Annotated in this window: 6 protein-coding genes and 2 pseudogenes; 6 read left to right on the top strand and 2 right to left on the bottom strand. The window is 69.6% G+C overall.

All coding sequences use genetic code 11. The features are described from left to right. Window positions 1-29: 29 nt before the first annotated feature. Window positions 30-3698 carry a S8 family serine peptidase gene (locus RV986_RS13225; RefSeq protein WP_475917585.1) on the bottom strand — a complete coding sequence of 1223 codons (3669 nt, stop codon included), beginning with the start codon at window positions 3696-3698 and terminating at the stop codon, window positions 30-32. A gap of 423 nt (window positions 3699-4121) precedes the next feature. On the opposite strand from RV986_RS13225, the gene RV986_RS13220 reads away from it, so the two are divergent. The 6 genes and pseudogenes from RV986_RS13220 (at window position 4122) to RV986_RS13195 (ending at window position 12941) form a co-directional block, all read left to right on the top strand. Beyond that, window positions 4122-4808, top strand: a complete 687-nt coding sequence (locus RV986_RS13220; protein WP_475917584.1) for a response regulator transcription factor — start codon at window positions 4122-4124, stop codon at window positions 4806-4808. Further along, entirely contained in the window at window positions 4805-6445 is a 1641-nt protein-coding gene (locus tag RV986_RS13215) for a sensor histidine kinase (RefSeq protein ID WP_475917583.1), read from the top strand. Before RV986_RS13220 ends, RV986_RS13215 begins: the two co-directional genes overlap by 4 nt. A gap of 586 nt (window positions 6446-7031) precedes the next feature. After that, window positions 7032-8351: a DUF3500 domain-containing protein gene (locus tag RV986_RS13210; RefSeq protein ID WP_475924268.1), complete on the top strand. Its 1320-nt coding sequence runs from the start codon at window positions 7032-7034 to the stop codon at window positions 8349-8351. A gap of 248 nt (window positions 8352-8599) precedes the next feature. Next, window positions 8600-8848 (top strand): annotated as a pseudogene (locus tag RV986_RS13205) (zinc ribbon domain-containing protein); the annotation flags it as partial. A 2-nt stretch (window positions 8849-8850) separates the two neighbouring features. Next, window positions 8851-9314: pseudogene (locus tag RV986_RS13200) on the top strand (cellulose binding domain-containing protein); the annotation flags it as partial. A gap of 342 nt (window positions 9315-9656) precedes the next feature. Then, the gene (locus RV986_RS13195) at window positions 9657-12941 is read left to right on the top strand and encodes a GH92 family glycosyl hydrolase (RefSeq protein WP_475917582.1); all 3285 of its coding nucleotides are present in this window, start codon (window positions 9657-9659) and stop codon (window positions 12939-12941) included. A 69-nt stretch (window positions 12942-13010) separates the two neighbouring features. Here the strand turns inward: RV986_RS13195 and RV986_RS13190 are convergent, their stop codons facing one another. Further along, entirely contained in the window at window positions 13011-16778 is a 3768-nt protein-coding gene (locus tag RV986_RS13190) for a GH92 family glycosyl hydrolase (protein WP_475917581.1), read from the bottom strand. Between the last annotated feature and the right edge of the window lie 361 nt (window positions 16779-17139).

Genomic DNA, 17139 nt, shown 5'->3' with positions numbered 1-17139 from the left:
GGACCTGTTGCATCGGTGTGAGCGGTGGTCTACTTCAGGCCATACGCCCGCAGCACGGTCTGGTCGATCTGGTTTCCGGCACTGTCGGAGGCCAGCACCCGCAGCGACACGAACTCCGCTCCCTTCGGGTGCTTGATCTCCGTCCGCCCGTGGCGGACCTTCACCTCCTTCCAGGACGCGCCGTCGTCGAACGACACCCAGGCCTTCAGCGAACCGGCCTTGACCCTTCCCGCCTGGTCCCGGAGGGAGAGTCCGAGCTTCGTCTTCTTCTTGGCCTCGGCGCGGTTGAGCAGATCGAGCCCGTGCAGGTTGTAGTCGACGGAGAGCACCGGCAGCGCCGTCTGCGTGGTCGTGTGCGCCGAGGAGAAGGACCACTCCGTGTGCGTGCTGGTGGAGTAGCGAGCCCAGTCGGCCCTGCGCTGGGCGTCGAGCACGAAGCGGTACGAGGTCTTCGCCGCCGGGACGTCGAAGACGCCGTACCCGCCGATGAGCGAGTCGCCGACCAGCTGTCCGTCCGCGTACAGCTTGCCCTTCGCGGTGTCCTGCGTGCCGTCCACGTATGCGTAGTGGCCGGCCGTGGAGTCACCGAACTCCGGTATGGACATGGTGAGTTTGTCGCCGGTGCGCTCCGAGGGGCCGTACTCCTCGCTGCTCGCCGGGCGGACGACCTGGCGCAGCCAGTCCTCGGCGGGTTCCGTACCCGCCTTGTCGAAGGTCCGCAGCGGACTCCACTCACCCTTGCCCGCCCGCCAGTCGGGGTAGACGACATGCCAGGTACGGGTGCCGGGGTCGACGTTGTAGTACTCGGTGCGCGAGGTGCCGAGCGGCAAGTACTGGCCGCTGTCGACGCCGAAGAGCTGATAGGGACGGAAGGTGTACGCGGTGTCGAAGCCGATCGCGCCGGCCTGGGCCCCGTAGTAACGGGCCGTCCGCTTCACGGTGTTGGAGCTGTCGAGGCGGTACGTCTGGTTCGCGGAGACGGCGCCCTTCTGCGGGAACACCACGTTGTAGACGTACGGACTGACCGGCGTGCCGCCCAGCTTCAGCGTGACCTTCTTGCCGGTCTGCAGCAGGCTGGTGAGCTTGGCGCCCTCCTCGCCGGTGGCGATCATCAGCGGGACGGTGGTCGCGTGGTTGACGGCTTCGAGCCAGAAGCCGGGGGTCTTGCGGTAGGTGATGAGGTAACCGGCCCCGGCCGCGGTCGCGTTGGTCAGTGCGGCATCCGACCGCTCGGTGGCGCCGAGCCCGACCACCGCCACCTTGCCCTTGACGTCGAGTCCCGCGAAGTCGGCCGCCGTACCGCCGCCCGCGTCCACCGCCTGCACGGTGTGGCTACCGTTGATCTTCGTCGGGAAGTCGTTGTACGTCTGCGAGTAGTACATCGACAATGGCAGTTTCTCCGGGCCGACGACGCTCGCCGTCAAGTCCTTCGCGTACAGGCGGAACTTGGAGTAGAACTCGAAGCTGCCCTGCGTGACCGGCTTGGTCGGCGCCACGTAGATGTGCTTGGTCCACCAGCCCTGGCCGTAGGACATCCCGAAGGAGCTGCCCGGCCCTTCGCGGTGCCAGGAGGTGGTGAAGCCCTTGGACTCGGAGTCCTCCTTCGTCTTCGGCTTGATCTCCACCGCCGTGCGGGCGTCGAGGGTGATCGAGGTGTCCCCGTCGACCTTGATCTCGGGATCGCCGACGACCGAGGTTCCGACGGCCACGCCGCCCCCGTCGCGGTCGTAGATCCAGGTGCCGATGGAGTACGTGCCCGCCGGGACCTGCCAGGTGTTGTCGGCGCGCAGATTGCCGTACTCGTTGGGGTGGGCGCCGTTCAGCTCCTGCATGGTGTACAGCGCGGATCCGGTGATCGGCTTTCCGTCGCGGCCGATCAGGTTCACCTTCAGCTCGAACGACTTCGGAGCCTTCTCGAAGCCGACGCCCGTGGTGACCAGGACGCCCTCGCCGCTCGCCGTGACGTGACCCGTGTAGCGGCCCTGGACCTCCTTCGCCGGGTCGACCCCGACCGGGACCGTGGCGGTGCCGTGCGCCGGGACGGTCACGGTGGCGGCGCCCAGGGTCAGCTCGTCGAGGGTCGAGCCGAGTGTCAACACCACTGTCTTGTCGGTGGTGTTGGTGTAGGTGATGTCCTTGCTGTCGACCGCGGTGTCGCCGTCGTCGTAGGTGCCGAAGCTCAGCGTCGAGGTGCCGAAGACGCCCTGCTCGACCGCCCGGACCGCGTCGACCCGGCCGTCGCCCTGCTGGAAGACATCGGCGTCCGCCTGTGTTTTGGCGGTGCTGGCGAGGGACTGCTTGATCTGCTCGCCGGTCCAGTCCGGGTGTGCCTGCGCGACCAGTGCCGCGGCGCCTGCCACGTGCGGGGTCGCCATCGAGGTGCCGCTCGCGGTGGTGTAGTGGTCGTCGACGGGTGTGCCCATGGTGGTGCCGGAGGCGCGGGCCGCGGTGATGTTGACGCCCGGGGCGGTGATCTCGGGCTTGACCGCCGAGTCACCGAGGCGCGGACCGCGGCTGGAGAAGGAGGCCAGCTGGTCGGACTTGTCGACCGCGCCGACCGTGAGCGCGGAGTCCGCGATACCCGGCGTGCCGACGGTCCGGTCGGCCGGGCCGCTGTTGCCGGCCGCGATGACGAAGAGGGTTCCGGTGGACGCCGAGAGCCGGTCCACCGTCTCGCTCAGCGGATCCGAGGGACCGTACGCCGTACCGCCCAGCGACATGGAGACGATCTTGGCGCCGGAGTTGGCGGCCCATTCCATGCCGGCGATGATCCACGACTCCTGGCCGTGTCCGGTGTCGTCGAGGACTTTGCCCACGGCCAGTTCCGCGCCTGGTGCGACGCCTTTGTAGCGGCCGCCGGAGGCCGCGCCGGAGCCGACGAGGGTGGAGGCCACGTGTGTTCCGTGGCCGAATCCGTCCTGTATTCCTTCGTCGGGGACGAAGCTCTCGGACTGCGCGATCTTGCCGGCGAGGTCCGGGTGTCCGGTGTCCACGCCGGTGTCCAGGACGGCGATCTTGATGCCCGTGCCGTCGAAGCCCGCTTTCCACACGTCGGGGGCGCCGATCTGCGGAACGCTGACGTCGAGGGATGCGGTGACCTTGGCGTCCAGCCACAGCTTGTCGAGACCGTCGCCGAGCTGCTGGGCGGCCTTGGCGGTGGGGTCGGTGCCGGGGGTGGGGGCGATGTCCGCCCAGAAGGTGGTCGACGCGGTCGACTTGTTCGCGCTCAGCGCGGCGCCGTCGATGCCGGGCAGGGTGAGCGTCCGGCGCGTGCCTTCGGGGGTCTCGGTGCCCTTTCGGTAGGTGGCGATCAGCGGGATAGTGCCGGTCTTCTCGTCGGCGTATCCCTGTTTGACGAGTTGGCTGATGTTGAAGAGGGCCGGGTCGAGGCGGCCTGCCTGGACGAGCGGGATCGCGTCTTCGGGTGTGACGCTGACCTCGCCCTTCTGTTCGGTGGTCACGAAGTTGATGCCTTCGCGGCCTTGGCCGTGCCGTACGTCGACGGCGTTCTTCCCGTCGGCGGCCGTGGTGAGGGAGACCGTGTCTCCGGTGATGAGGGTGACGGTCCGGGTGCTGCCCTGCGCCGTGCCCGATGGGGCGTTCGGCGAGGGGGTCGGGGCCGCTGTCGCGGGTGTTATCGCACCCGTGAGCAGAGCGGCGGCGCCTGTCATGGCCCAGAGGGCGTGGAGTCTTCGCATCTGTGGGCTTTCCTCCCCTTGAGAGACCTGGTGAGGTCTGGACCACTGTGCGGGCCAAGCAGGAAGGGGCTCAAGGGATTCCTGTGGCCGGGCCGTGCCAATGCCCCCTTCGGCCAAGGAGGTTGAGAACCTTTCCGTACGGTCGGTGGTCCGCGTACGGCCGTTCACCACGGTCAGCGGCTCGCGCGCGCCCTTTCGCACGGCTGCGGCAAAGTCGGAACACAGGGTTCTCCCAGCGAACCGGGACAGGATCGTCATATGTCTGGCACCCGAAGCGAACGTGTCCGCGGCACACGTGTCTCAAGCGAACGTGTCTCAAGCGAACCTGTCTCCGGCGACGGCGTTCGCGACGGCCGCGTCCGCGACGAGCGTGTGCGCGGTGTCGGCGTCCGTGGCGAGCGTGCTCGTGGCGACCGCGTTCGCGTGCTGATCGTCGACGACGAGCCCGCGCTCACCGAACTGCTGCCGGTGGCCGTCACCGAGGCGGGCTGGCGGCCCTACCCGGTCGCCGACGGGCACAGCGCGCTGCGCGTCGCCCGCGGCTGCGCCCCGCACGCGGTCGTGCTCGACGGGATGCTGCCCGACCTCGACGGAATCCAGGTGCTGCGCAGGCTGCGGTACGAGAACCCGGAACTGCCCGTCCTCATGCTGACCGCGCGTGACGCGCTGGAGCACCGCATCGACGGCCTGTCCTCGGGCGCCGACGACTACGTGACCAAGCCCTTCTCCCTGGAGGAGGTCGTCCTGCGGCTGCGCGGACTGCTCCGCCGGGCCGGAGCCGAACGGGCACGGACCGACGGTTCCGTCCTGGTGCTCGGCGATCTCGTCCTGACCGAGGAGACCCGAGAAGTGCGCCGCGACGGTACGCCGGTCCGGCTCACCGCCAAGGAGTTCGACCTGCTCGGCCTCCTGCTGAGCCATCCACGGCAGGTGCTGAGCAAGGCCCAGATCCTCGACCACGTGTGGAGCAGTGCCTTCGACGGCGGCGGGAACCTGGTCGAGGTCTACATCTCCAGCGTGCGCCGGAAGATCGACAGAGGAAGGGCGCCGATGATCCACACGGTGCGTGGGGTGGGGTACGCGATCCGGCCGGTGGAGGACGGGAGATGAGCTTCCGAAACACCCCGCGCACCGATTCCCCGCGCACCGATTCCCCGCGCACCGATTCCCCGCGCACCGATTCCCCGCGCACCCGTTATCAGCGCCTCCGTTCCCGCCGTCCCTGTTCCCAGCAGGGCCGTTCTCCGCGGGGCCGTTCCCTGCGTACCCGCCTTCTCCTCTTCATCAGCGCCATCCTCGTCGCCGTGTGCGCCGCCATGGCCCTCACCACCGTCTTCGCCCAACGCGACTATCTGCTCGGCACCTTGGACCAGCGCGTCAGCGACGCCGCCGCACGCAGCCAGGGCGGGCTCCAGCGCCGCACCGGCGACGACACGGACCTGGGGTTCCTCAGCGAGCGGGGGCAGGCCGTCGGCACCCTCGCCGCCCGGTTCGACGACGACGGCAAGATCCTCGCCGCCGAGGTCGTCACCCACGACGGCGGGCAGTGGACGCTCAGCGCCGCCCAGCGTGCCGCCCTCGACGGCATCACCACGGACGGCTCCCTGCACACCCGTACCGTCCCGGGCCTCGGCAGCTACCGGGTGACCGCTCTCGGCGGCGACGGCGTCCCCGTCCTCACCGGGCTGCCCATGGGCGACGTACAGGACATGATCGGCCGCCTGATCGCGGTCGAGGCCGTGGTGGCCGCCATCGGCCTGACCGCCGCGGGCTGCGTCTGCGCGGTCGTCATACGGCGCCAACTGCGTCCCCTCGGTCGGGTCGCCGCCACCGCCGTCGAGGTCTCCCGCTCCCCGCTGGGCCATGGCGAGGTCACCGGCCTGACCCGGGTCCCCGAACGCGACACCGACCCCGGCAGCGAGGCGGGGCAGGTCGGTGCCGCCCTCAACCGCATGATCGACCACATCGAGTCCTCCCTCGCCGAACGCCAGCGCGGCGAGGAGGAGATGCGCCGCGGCGAGGAACGCATGCGCCGCTTCCTCGCCGACGCCAGCCATGAACTCCGTACACCGCTCGCGTCCATCGCCGGGTACGCGGAACTGATGAACCGCGGCACCGAGTGGATCGAGCCGACCCTGGCCTGGCGCCGGGTCTCCGCCGAGTCGGCCCGGATGACCGGCCTCGTCGAGGACCTGCTGCTGCTCGCCCGGCTGGACGAGGGCCGGCCGCTGCACTCGGCGGAGGTGGACCTCGCGGCGCTGGTCGCCGAGGCGGTGTGGGACGCGCGGGCCGCCGGGGACACCCACAACTGGCAGCTGGCGCTGCTGCTGGACTCCCCGGCCCTGGTCGTCGGCGACGAGGCACGGCTCCACCAGGTGGTGGCCAACCTGTTGGCCAACGCCCGTGTGCATACGCCTGTTGGCACGACCGTGGTCGCCTCGGTGGAGGCCACGGACGTGTCCTGCACGATCCGCGTGCGCGACGACGGCCCCGGTATTCCGCAGCATCTGCTCCCGTCGGTCTTCGAACGCTTCACCCGGGGCGACGCCTCGCGCTCCCGCGGCAACCCCACGGAGGGCGGCTCCGGCCTCGGACTCGCCATCGCCGAGGCGGTCACCGCCGCCCATGGCGGTCGCATCCGCGTGGAGAGTGCCCCGGGCCGTACGGAGTTCACGCTCGAACTGCCCCCGGCCGACGGCGCCAGAACCCCGGACCCGGCGCCCACTCCGGCGCCCGCGTCGGCCTGAAGCCCGACCACCCTCGGTACCGCCCCCGGGGTGACCCGTGCGGCTTATGCGGCCTGCGCGGCCTGCGCGGCCTGCGCGGCCTGCGCGGCCTGCGCGGCCTGCGCGGCCTGTGGCGACTGTGCGCGAGCCATGAAGGTCAACGAAATCGTTGACACTTTCTTCGGCGGCGACATACGTTCGCAAGCGCCGGACCAGGCATCAGGTCAAGGTGTGCGCCAAGCACGGGTGACGGAACAACGGCTCGCCCCGGCGCCCGGAAGGGAGCGGTTCGCTGTCGTCGACCAGGCACTCCCTCCGCCGCATTTCAGGTTCGCCTCAGGTTGCTCCCCCAGAGTCGTGTGCGCCCGGCCGTCCGTCCCGGACGTGCCCACGACGAAGGGATTCAGCGACGATGACCGAGTTCGACACCGGGGAGCACGCGGCGACGGAGCCGCAGTCGAAGACGGGCCGGCGGTCCGGGGCCGAGCGGCGGTCCGGGGTGGAGCGGCGGTCCGGGGCCGAGCGGCGGTCCGGGGTGGAGCGGCGGTCCGCGACGGAACCGCGGTCCGCGACGGAACCGCGCACCCGCGCGAACCGGCGCGCCTTCATGCAGAAGGTCTTCTTCGCCGGCGGCGCCACGGCCGTAGCCACCATGGGCGGCGCCGGAGCCTGGACCGCGGTCGCCGCCGACACCACCACCGCCGACGCCTCGGCCGACGCATCCGCCACCCCGAGCGCCACCCCGAGCCCCACCCCGAGCGCCACGCCCAGTGACCTGCCGAGCGGCACGCCCAGCGGCGGCCCGGGCGGCGGCACCGGCGGCGGTCCCGGCGGAGGCCCCGGAAACCAGACCATCACCGAGGACTTCTTCGGCCTGACGACCGACGGCAGGCGGATCGACGACCTCTACACGATCCACTCCACCGGGGTCGCGACCGCCCCCGTGATCGCCGCCGCGAACGCCTTCCTCGCCGGGCTCACCGACACCCAGAGGGCCGCGACGCAGTTCACCGTGCACTCCACCGAGTGGCGACTGTGGAGCAACGTCGACTCCTATGGGCGTCAGGGCGTCACCCTCGCGGACATGACGGACACGCAGAAGGGGCTGGGAACCGCCCTGTCGAAGTCGGCGCTCAGCGCGGACGGCCTGGAGACCACCGAGAAGATCCGCAGGATCAACCAGGCGGCCGGCGAGGCGATCGGCAACACCGCCTCCTTCAACGAGGACGCGTACTACTGGACGCTGATGGGCACGCCGTCCGCCACCGAGCCCTGGGGTTTCCAGTTCGACGGCCACCACCTGGTGATCAACTACTTCGTGCTCGGCGACCAGGTCGTCATGAGCCCCTGCTTCTGGGGCTCCGAGCCGACCTCGATGGAGATCGGCGGCGAGACGGTGACGGTCTGCCACGAGGAGGTCGTCGCGAGCCTGGCCTTCATCAACTCCCTCACCCTCGCCCAGCGGGGCGTCGCGATCGAGTCCACGACCAAGTCGAACGAGTCGATGAAGGCGGGCGCCTTCTCCGACAACACCGCGCAGGCGTACACGGGTCTGCGCGGCAACAGGCTCACCGCCGTGCAGAAGAAGAAGCTTCTCGGCATCGTCGAGGCCTTCGTCGGCCGTGGCAAGGCCGATGTCGCGAAGGTGCGGATGGCCGAGGTCCGCAAGTACCTCGACGGCACCTGGGTGACCTGGGCGGGCGGCACGGCCGACGACTCCGCCTTCTACGTCCGGGTGCACAGCCCGGTCGTCTGGGTCGAGGTCGACTGCCAGGCCCCGGGCCCGCTCGCGGGCGCGTACGGCGCCACACAGGGCAGCGGCGCGACCCAGAAGCACGTCCACTCCATCATCCGCACGCCCAACGGCAACGACTACGGGAGGGAGCTTCTTCGACAGCACTATCTGACGTCACCCCACCATCGGTGACGTGACCGACTCAGGTGGTTTCTCAGTCATAGGAAAATCAGTACCTGAGAGGTTTCTCCGTCATGGCGAGGGCCGCACCCGTTGTCAGGGGGTGCGGCCCTCGTCCGTGAGGCGTGTTTACCGAGAGCGTGTGTTTACCGAGGGCGTGGGTTTACAGAGGGTGCCCAGCGCGCTAACTTCCGAGTGAGGTGGGAGCGCTCCCACTACGGCGGACCGGAACCCGCCGGGAATCGCTCCCGCCTCACCCGCTGCACAAGGTCCCCGCCCCCGGCACCTCCCTGCGCTGCTCGGCGTGCGGCTTCACCACGCCCGGCAGCCGGGAGGACCAGGCCACGTTCATGTGCAAGAGCCCCGACTGCGGGTTCCGGGCAAACGCGGACTGGAACGCAACCCGCAACGTCTTGCACCTATACCGGATCGGCCACGTGGCGATCCCGGCTGCCGGGAGGGCAGCCGTCAGGCGCGCTCGTCGCGTCAAGCCCGCCACCGCAAGGTAGGTGGGACTCTCCCGGCTTCAGCCAGGAGAGCACTTCAAATGGTCTGGCAGCGCTCGGACAAGTACGGAGACCTTCTACTCCTTGCTCGGACGTCGTCTTCGACGGCGGCAACGGCGAGGTGACGGGCATTCACGACCCGGGCAACCCCACCGAGCCCCCGCCCGGCGCCTGCTCCGCGACCCGCCGTACGACCAACAGCTGGAACGGCGGCTACCAGTCCGAGGTGACCGTCACCAACACCGGCGACGTGCCGATGCTCGGCTGGATGGTCGACTGGACCCTGCCGGGCGGGCAGTCGGTCGTCAGTCTCTGGAACGGCAACGCGACCTACAACGGCCAGGACGTGATGGTGCACAACGCCGACTGGAACGGATCGCTGGATCCCGGGAGGAGCGCGACGTTCGGGTACGTCGTCTCGGGCTCCGGCGGTGATCCGGCCGCCACGCTCCCCTGTCAGGTCGGCTGACCGGCTCTGGGCGGACCGGGTGGGTGGTACGGGACCCACCCGGTCCGCGAGCCCGGAGCGGCGAGGGGGTGCTGTCCGGGATGGTGATGGTGCGTGGCTTGTGACGACCCAGGCGTGCGACAACGTTGTCGGATGGTTCTGTACATGACTTTACCGCCTCAACCGACAACGATGTCAAGCGAGTTGAGGGGCGCCAGAGGGGCGTTGGGCCATTGGGGTGTGCGCCGAGCGCGTCTCCCGCTCGGTACGCGGTCTTCCGTGGTACCCGTGGCGCACGTTACTGTCCCTGCGGCTTGTGCGACCTGTGGTGCGCGACCCGTCCGAAGGAGGAGGGGCCGCGTCATGCGTTTCCGTCCGTCATCCGTCCTGCTCGCCGTCGCCCTGGCGGCCGCCGGGATCACCCCCGCCGTCACCCCCGCGGTGGCCGCCACCGCCGCACCGCCGGACCTCGTCCGGGACCCCACCACCTACGTCGACCCGCTCATCGGCACCAAGAACGGCGGCAACGTCTTCCCGGGCGCCGTCGTCCCCTTCGGCATGCTCTCCTGGAGCCCGGAGAACACCAGAGGCAGCGCCACCAGCACCGCCGCGCCCGGCGGCTACCAGTACGACGCCACCCGCATCCGCGGCTTCAGCCTCACCCACATGTCCGGCACCGGCTGCGCGGGCGGCAGCGGGGACATCCCCTTCTTCCCCTACGCCGGTGAGGTCACCTCCTCCCCGGCGAGCGACACCAAGGACGCGGTGTACGCGGCCGACTTCGCGCACTCCGAGGAGACGGCCGAGCCGGGCCACTACAAGGTCGGCCTCTCCTCGGGCGTCACCGCCGACCTCACCGCGACCGCGCGCACCGGCTCGGGCCGCTTCTCCTTCCCCGCCGACAAGCCCGCCTCGCTGCTGATCCGCAGCGCCAACTCCGAGGTCGGGTCGACCGATTCGTCGCTGAAGATCGACCCGGCGACCCGCACGGTCTCCGGCTCCGTCACCTCCGGGAACTTCTGCGGCTACCTCGACCCGGAGGGCCAACGCGCCTACTACACCCTGTACTTCACCGCGCACTTCGACCGCGACTTCAAGGCGACCGGCACCTGGCAGGACGAGAAGCTGAGCCCGGGGTCCACGGAGGCGAGCGGCGGCACCGGCGGCTTCGCGAACGGCGGCCGTCCCGCCGCGGGCAAGGGCGCCGGCGGCTATGTGCAGTTCGCGCCCGGCACCGACCCGGTGAACGTCAAGGTCGGCATCTCGTACGTCAGCCAGGCAGGCGCCGCCGCCAACCTCGCGGCCGAGAACCCGCCGTCCCGCTCCTTCGCCTCGGTCCAGGGCGCCGCCCACCGCGCCTGGCGCGACCGACTCGGCGCGATCAAGGTGGGCGGCGGCAGCGACACCGACCGCACCACCTTCTACACCGCGCTGTACCACGCCCTCCTGCACCCGAACGTCATCAGTGACGCCGACCGCAGATACCGGGGCCCCGACGACAAGGTCCATGTCGTCAGCCGCGGCCACCGCGCCCAGTACGGCACCTTCTCCGGCTGGGACGTCTACCGCTCCCAGGTCCAGCTGCTGACCCTGCTCAGCCCGGACACCGGCTCCGACATCGCGCAGTCGCTGTTCGAACTCGCCCGGCAGAACGGCGGCGTCTGGGACCGCTGGCTGCACGGCGCGAGCGGCACCCACATCATGAACGGCGACCCGTCCCCGACCGCGCTGGCCGGCATCCGGGCCTTCGGCGGCACCGACTTCGACCTGCGCGGCGCGCTGGACTCGCTGGTCGAGGCGGCGACCGTACCGACCGAGGGCGACCTCTCCTCCTCGGGCAAGCCGGTCCTGTCCGCCGGGCAGCGGCCCTCGCTCGACAAGTACCTGCAGCAGCACTACATGCCGTCCGTGTCCAACGCCTGGGGCGGCGCCGCCGAGACCCTCGAAATGTCCGGGGCCGACTTCGCGCTCTCCCAGCTCGCCACGGCGGCAGGGAAGAAACAGACGGCCGCCGACTTCGCCCAGCGCTCCCAGTGGTGGCAGAACAACTTCAACCTCGCCGCGGACTCGACCGGCGGCTACATCGCCAACCGCAAGGCGGACGGCAGCTGGGTCACCGGCTTCACCCCGGCGACCGGCAACGGCTTCGTGGAGGGTACGGCGGCCCAGTACACCTGGATGGTGCAGCACAACCCGGCCGGGCTCTTCGCGGCCATGGGCGGCCGTGACAAGGCGCTCGACCGCCTCGACACCTTCTTCCACAACGCCGACGGCAGCTGGGCGTTCACGGGCAGCGGCGGCGACAAGTCCGAGCTGGACAACGAGCCCTCGATCAACGTGCCGTATCTGTACGCCTATGCGGGCGCGCCCTACAAGACGCAGGAGACCGTCCGCGCCGCGATGAACGGGCTCTGGTCGACGCAGCCCGGCGGCATTCCCGGCAACGACGACCTCGGGGAGATGTCGTCCTGGTACGTCTTCTCGGCGCTCGGCATGTATCCGCAGGTCCCCTCGCGGGCCGAACTCGTCCTCGCCTCACCGCTGTTCACCCGAGTGGAGATCGACCGGCCCGGCGGCAACGACATCGAGATCCGCGCGACCGGCGCCGCCGCCGACGCCCCGTACGTGCAGTCGCTGAAGGTCAACGGCCGTACCAGCGACCGCCCTTGGCTGCCCGCATCCTTCGTCCGCAACGGAGGCACGCTCGACTACACCCTCTCCACCACCCCGAACCGCACCTGGGGCAGTGACCCGGCGGCCGCCCCGCCGTCCTTCCGTGCGGGCGAGCAGCCGTACCAGATCGGCGTGGGCCCGACCACGGCGACGCTCGCCCCCGGCGGCAGCACGAAGCTGGACATCCGGGCCCTCGCGCTGAGCGGCGGCACCGGTCCCGAGGTCCGCTTCACGGTGGAGACCCCGGCCGGAGTGACCGCGACCCCCGCCGAGGGCACCGTGACGGACGGCGCCCAGGAGATCACCCTGTCCGCCGGCGACACCGCCCAGCAGGGCTTCTACGACGTCAAGGTCACCGTGACCTCGGGTAGCACCTCGTACGAGCAACCGGTGGCCCTGACCGTCGCGGCCCCCGGCTCCCTCCTCGCCGCCTACAACAACACCGGCATGTCCGACGACATCGGCGACCACGACGAGGCCGACTACGACGGCGGTGGCTGGAGCTACTCCCGCCAGGCCCTCGCCGCCGCGGGCCTGACCCCCGGCACCCAGGGCGCCGTGGACGGCCTCAGCTACACCTGGCCCGACTCGCCCACCGGCCGCCCCGACAACGCCTCGGCGACCGCCCAGACCATCGAACTCGCCCGGCCCGCGGCCCAGTTGTCCTTCATCGGCAGCGCGGTCAACGGCAACCAGCAGACCCGGGCGACCGTCACCTACACCGACGGCTCCACGGACTCCGTCGATCTCTCCTTCACCGACTGGACCGTCGGCGGCGGAGGCGGCACCGTCCAGTACGACAACAGGATCGTCGCGAGGACGGCGTACCGGAATGTCGCGGGCGCCGACAAGGACCCGGTGGCGACCTACGTCTTCGCCACCAAGCCCTTCCAGGCCCCGGCGGGCAAGACCGTCAAGAGCGTGCGCCTGCCGGACAACGCGGACCTGCACGTGTTCACCCTCGCCGTGAGCTGAGACCACGGCCGCACAACAGGGCGGGCGCGGAGGATGACCTCCGCGCCCGCCCCGCTCCCGTGAGGGGTGTCAGCCCAGCAACTCCACCTCCGCGAGGGTCGCCTCACCGTCGAGGACCAGGCGGTAGTGCGCGTACGAGCCCGGATGCGCGACCGAGAACGCCCGGGTCTGCTTGTCCCAGGTGAAGGACTCACCGGAGCGCTTGTCGAGGTCGGTCCACGTGGTGCCGTCGGCGGAGCCCTGCAGGACCCAGCCGCTCGGAGCCTTCGTGTGGTCCGAGGACGACGTCAGGGTGTACTGGACCCCCTTGGCCGCGGCGGTCGTCGGCAGGTCGACCGAGGTGACCGTCGCGGCCGTCGCCGACGTGTTGTCGAAGAGCGCGCCCGCACCCTTGAGGACGTCCGCGCGCGGCGCGGGCACCTTGTCGTCGTCGGCCCGGGTGATCGACACGGGCGCCGCGTTCTTGCCCGTGCCCCACGACGACGGCTTGGAGCCCATGTCGAACTCCAGTACTCCGCCACGTGAGATGAGCGAGTGCGGAAGCGAAGTCGACTTCCACGTCTTGCCGTTGAACTTCACGCCCTGCACGTACACGTTCTTCGCGCTGTTCTTCGGCGCCTTGACCACCAGGCTCTTGCCGTTCTCCAGGTGGACGGTCGCCTTCTTGAACAGCGGGGAGCCGATGGCGTATTCGCCGCTGCCCATCACCAGCGGGTAGAAGCCGAGCGAGGAGAAGAGGTACCAGGCGGACTGCTCGCCGTTGTCCTCGTCGCCGTGGTAGCCCTGCCCTATCTCGCTGCCCGTGTAGAGGCGGGAGAGCACCTCGCGGACGTTCTTCTGCGTCTTCCAGGGCTGACCCGCCGCGTCGTACATGTAGTTCACGTGGTGGGCGACCTGGTTGGAGTGCCCGTACATGCCCATCCGTACGTCACGGGCCTCGGTCATCTCATGGATGACTCCGCCGTAGGAGCCCACGATGTCCGACGAGGCCGTCTCGGGGGTGGCGAAGTACGTGTCGAGCTTCCGGGCGAGCCCGCTTTGACCGCCGTACAGATTGGCCAGTCCCCGCGAGTCCTGCGGCGCGGTGAAGGCGTAACCCCAGCCGTTCGTCTCGGTGTAGTCGTAGCCCCACACACGTGGGTCGTACTTCGCCGAGTCGACCCGCCAGTTGCCGTTCGCGTCCCGGCCCTGGAAGAAGCCGGCCTTCGAGTCGAAGAGGTTCACATAGTCCTGGGCGCGGTTGAGGAAGTACGCGGACTCCTCCTTGTAGCGCTTCTTGCCGGTCTGCTTGTAGAGGGCCTGGCCCATCTCGGCGATGCCGTAGTCGTTGACGTATCCCTCCATGGCCCACGACAGGCCCTCACCGGTGGCGGTGCTCGTGTAGCCGAGGAAGGGGGAGGTGGTCATGCCCTTGCGGCCCACGCCGGAGGCCGGCGGGACGACGGTCGCGTTCTTCAGGGCAGCGTCGTACGCCGCCTCGGCGTCGAAGTGCACTCCCTTGACGTATGCGTCCGCGAACGCCACGTCCGAGGAGGTGCCGGTCATCAGGTCCGCGTAGCCGGGCGAGGACCAGCGCGAGGTCCAGCCGCCGTCCTTGTACTGCTGCACGAACCCGTCGACCATCTCGCCCGCCTGGGAGGGCGTCAGGAACGAGTACGCCGGCCAGGTCGTCCGATAGGTGTCCCAGAAGCCGTTGTTGACGTACACCTTGCCGTCGACGATCTTCGCGCCGGTGTGGGTCGGGGTGTCGGGGCCCGTCATCGCGGAGAACGGCGAGGCGTACTGGTACTTCGAACCGACCTTCTCGAAGCCGGAGTTGGGGTACAGGTACAGCCGGTACATGCTGGAGTACAGCGTGGTCAGCTGGTCGGGCGTCGCGCCCTCGACCTCGACCTTGCCGAACAGCTTGTCCCAGGTCTTGCGCGCCCGCTCCTTGACCGTCCCGAAGGAGGTGCCGTCGGGGATCTCCTGGCGCAGGTTGTCCTTGGCCTGGTCGACGCTGATCAGCGAGGTGGCCAGCCGCAGCGTGACCGTGTGGTCGGCGCCGGGCTTGAACTTCAGATACCCCTTGACCCCGGACGAGCCGCCGTCCGTCACCGGCGCGTCGAAGGCCCCGTAGACGAAGAGCCGGGTCGCGCCCGTCGACAGCCCGGACTTCACGTCCGAGTAGCCGGTGACGATCCCGTTGTCCTTGTCCAGCGTGAGCCCCGCCTGCTCGGTCACGTTGTCGAAGACCACGCTCGCGTCCTCACCCGGATAGGTGAAGCGCAGCGCCGCCGCGTGGTCCGTGGGCGCCAACTCCGCCTTGAGACCGTTCTCGAAGGTCACCCCGTAGTAGTACGGGCGCGCGATCTCGTTCTCGTGCCGGAAGGCCAGCGCGCGGGCGGTCCGGGCGGTGTCCGGGGTGCCGGACACGGCCGAGGGCATCACCTGGAAGGTCTGCCGGTCGCCCATCCACGGGCTCGGCTCATGGCTCGCGCTGAAGGCCTGGATGGTCGGCAGGTTGTCCGCGTTGTTCGCGCGTGCGTAGTCGTAAAGCCAGTTCAGCGAACCCGCGTTGGTCACCGGCGTCCAGAAGTTGAAACCGTGCGGGACGGCCGTCGCCGGGAAGTTGTTGCCGCGCGAGAAGCCGCTGCTGGAGTTGGTGCCGCGGGTCGTCAGCGCGTAGTCGGCCAGATGCGCCTTGGGCTTCTCGGGGGCCACGGTCTTCAGCGCGACGTCGTCCAGCCAGCCGCGGAACTTCGCCGGGCCCTTGGGGGAGTCGTACGCGAGGAGGATCCGGTCGACGGTCTTCCCGGCCGCCACCGAACCGATCCGCGAGGCGACGTTGTTCCACTGGTTGACGTACAGCACCTTGGCCGCGCCCTGCCCCTGCGGGGTCAGCGCGAACCCGTGCTGGTCGACGGCGTTCAGGCCGCTCAGATAGGTGCCGTCCGTGAAGGCCAGGTCCACCGACACGTTCGTGGCGTCGTAGTCCCGGTCGCCGTCCGCCATCGAGGGGAAGATCCGGTACGACAGCTCGGTGTCGCGCCCGACGCCCACGTTCACGTCGAAGACCTTGTTGTACGAGTACGCCCGGCCGTCCGCCTTGTGCGTACCGGCGTAGCGCAGGGCCCGACTGCCCGTGAAGCCCGCGCCCGCCTTCGCGGTGGGCGAGCCGCTCGGGCCGCGGTCCACCAGCGAGAGCATGTCCTCGGGCGTCGGATTGTCGCTCTGGCCCGTGGAGAACTGGACGTCGGCGAGCTGGAGGATGTCGCCGCCGTTGTTCTTGGTGATGTCGAGCCGGAAGTGCTGGTACTCGACGGGGCTCGCGATGTCGTACGACTTGGTCTGGAACCGCTCGCCGAAGGACTCTCCGGAGCGGGTGTCGAGGGTCTTCCAGTCCTTGCCGTCGGTGGAGCCCTGGAGGGTCCAGTCCTTCGGATCGCGCTCGTCGAAGTCGTTGGCCGAGGTCAGCGCGTAGGTGACCACCTTGACCGGGGCGTCCAGGTCGAACTCCGCCCAGCCGGTGGGCTCGAAGGTCAGCCACTTGGTGCTCGACTCGCCGTCGACGAGGTTCTCCTTCACCTCGCCCGAGCCGGTGTTCTCGCCGCTGGCGCGGACGTCCGTGACGTGGTCGGTGACACTGCCGGGAATGCCGGTGCTGTAACCGCCGTCGACACCCGACGTGCGCTTTATTCCGTCTGCTGCTGTATCGACGGTGTTGATCCAGTTCGGGGCTGGATCGCCTGATTCGAACGAGGAGGTGAACTCCCGGCCGACGGCCACCGCTTGGGCCGGAAGGGCAATCGACGTGCCCTGCGAGGCCACTACCAAAGAAAGCGCTGCCACCCCCATTATCGTCGAAGAACTCCATCGGAGCCGAGCTGAAGAACTCCGTCTGTACCGAGCTCCTTGCTGCATGCGCGAGCCGCCCTCCCTCTCTCTTTTGCTCGTTCACCTCCGGGGCGCTTCAGTCGGTGTCGCGACCCTTCGGCTCACTCGCGTGCGCTTGGACAACGTTGTCAGCTTTGCTGCGCAAGGACCAGTAGGGAGTCAAGTTGTCGGTGGTGTCAAGGGTGTTGGATGAGGCGTCCGGGGTGAATGCATCGCGACTAGCTGCGCATTACTCCCATGGTGGGAGATTGACGCCCTGTCGATCTTCTCCCGGCGAAGGTGTGGACGCCCCATATTTCCGGGAGGTCTCAACTCGGAAAAG

It is taken from the genome of Streptomyces sp. RLA012 (genome assembly GCF_056270325.1).
Note: the sequence above shows the minus strand (reverse complement) of the source record. Positions and strands in the feature narration are given on the sequence as shown.